This window comes from Bacillus sp. JJ1503 (genome assembly GCF_036965125.1).
In the GTDB taxonomy this organism is placed as follows: Bacteria; Bacillota; Bacilli; order Bacillales; family Cytobacillaceae; genus Cytobacillus.
In genome coordinates this window covers 1-1,803 of the sequence record NZ_JBALOZ010000472.1, presented here as the reverse complement: position 1 = coordinate 1,803, position 1,803 = coordinate 1, and the positions used below count along the sequence as shown (strand labels likewise).

The following is a 1,803-nucleotide window of genomic DNA, read 5'->3' as shown; positions in this document are numbered from 1 at the left end:
CGATAAAAATCTGGGCGCAAATCCGCCAAGGAGGATTTGATTAGAGGTGAATAAATTATGAGCCTTCGAGCAAATAAAGTTGGAGAACAAATGAAGAAGGAGCTTGGCGAAATTATCGGCCGTAAAATTAAAGATCCGCGTGTCGGCTTTGTTACGGTAACCGATGTCCAAGTAACCGGAGATCTTCAGCAAGCAACCGTATTTATTTCTGTTCTTGGCGATGAGGAACAAAGGGAAAATACGCTTAAAGGCCTTGCAAAAGCAAAAGGATTTATCCGTTCGGAGATTGGGCAGCGTATCCGCTTGCGTAAAACTCCAGAAATTTTCTTTGAATTTGATGAATCAATTGATTATGGTAATCGGATTGAAACATTACTCCATCAAATTCATGATGAGGATCGTTCCAAGGAAAAAGAAGATTAATGATAGAAATGGATGTGGATAGACATTTGTCTATCCATTTTTTTCGAATTTAGAAAGGAGGATCACTTTTGGAAGGAATATTGCCGCTATTTAAGCCTAAGGGGATCACCTCACATGATTGTGTATTTAAGCTGCGTAAAATTTTAAAAATGAAAAGAATCGGTCATACCGGAACTCTGGACCCTGATGTGACGGGAGTACTCCCTATTTGCTTAGGGAGAGCGACAAAAGTGGCTGAATATATTACAGATGCAGGAAAAGCATATGAAGGGGAAGTAACGATTGGGTATTCCACCACAACTGAGGATGCCTCAGGAGAAACCGTTGAAGTTAGGAATGTAACAAGTTCATTTTCCAGAAAAGAAATTTTATCTGTTTTGGAAAGCTTAACTGGTGAAATAACGCAAACCCCTCCGATGTATTCTGCTGTGAAGGTAAATGGAAAACGGCTTTATGAATACGCAAGACAAGGGATTTCAGTTGAAAGGCCAACTAGAAGGGTAAAAATCTACTCAATCGAACTTCTAGATGACCGCGATATTTTCAGTGGCGAAGTAATTCAATTCCGCTTCCGGGTATCTTGTGGAAAGGGAACTTATATACGGACGTTAGCTGTTATGATTGGAGAAAAACTTGGTTATCCTGCTCATATGTCTGAGCTAGTTAGAATTCAATCTGCCGCATTCTCCTTACAAGACTGCTTAACATTAGAAGAAATAGAATCCTTCGTTCAAGAAGGCACCCTTTTGCCGAAAATAAAACCGCTTGAATCTGGGCTTTCTCATTTGCCCAAATATACGATAAATGATACAGTAGCAAAGAAAGTAAAAAATGGAGCAGTTTTGCCCATACCAAGTCATTTATCTGAAGCAAAAGGTCCAATTGTTGTTGAAACTGAAAATGGCATTGCTTTGGCCATTTACGAGCATCATCAGCAAAAGCAAGGGTTAATGAAGCCTGTAAAGGTCATTCGAAATGATATGCTGTGAGAACTTTGGGCTTTGAATTTGAAAAAAGGTGAACCGCATGGAAATAATTTCAATTAATCATCCACAATTTGTTAAGAGGGAACTTCCGCTATTATCCATAGCATTAGGCTATTTTGACGGCGTTCATCTTGGACATCAGAAGGTTATTAAGAAAGCAAAGACTATTGCGGAGGAGAGCGGCTTCAAAAGTGCGGTCATGACCTTTGATCCTCATCCCTCTGTTGTATTAGGAAAAAGTGTTAAACATGTAGAATATATTACTCCACTGAGCGAAAAAATTGAGTTGATGGCTAAATTAGGGATTGATTATTTATTTATTGTCAACTTTTCAAGGGAATTTGCGAGTCTATTACCCCAAGAATTTGTAGATCAATATTTAATAGATCTAAAT

3 protein-coding genes are annotated in these 1,803 nt (G+C 38.7%); all 3 read left to right on the top strand.

What is annotated here, in order from left to right; translation table 11 throughout:
- The first annotated feature begins 57 nt into the window (after positions 1–57).
- On the top strand, positions 58–423 hold the full coding sequence (gene rbfA, locus V7149_RS25400; RefSeq protein ID WP_150932364.1) for a 30S ribosome-binding factor RbfA: 366 nt from the start codon (positions 58–60) through the stop codon (positions 421–423).
- Between the two features lie 68 nt (positions 424–491).
- Positions 492–1,412, top strand: a complete 921-nt coding sequence (truB, locus tag V7149_RS25395; RefSeq protein WP_335348340.1) for a tRNA pseudouridine(55) synthase TruB — start codon at positions 492–494, stop codon at positions 1,410–1,412.
- Positions 1,413–1,449: 37 nt separating this feature from the next.
- On the top strand, positions 1,450–1,803 hold a 354-nt coding region (locus V7149_RS25390), incomplete at its 3' end, for an FAD synthetase family protein (protein ID WP_335348339.1).

Excerpts from the sequence above, each read along its gene's own strand:
- rbfA (WP_150932364.1), top strand. The coding sequence starts at position 58 with ATGAGCCTTCGAGCAAATAAAGTTGGAGAACAAATGAAGAAGGAGCTT.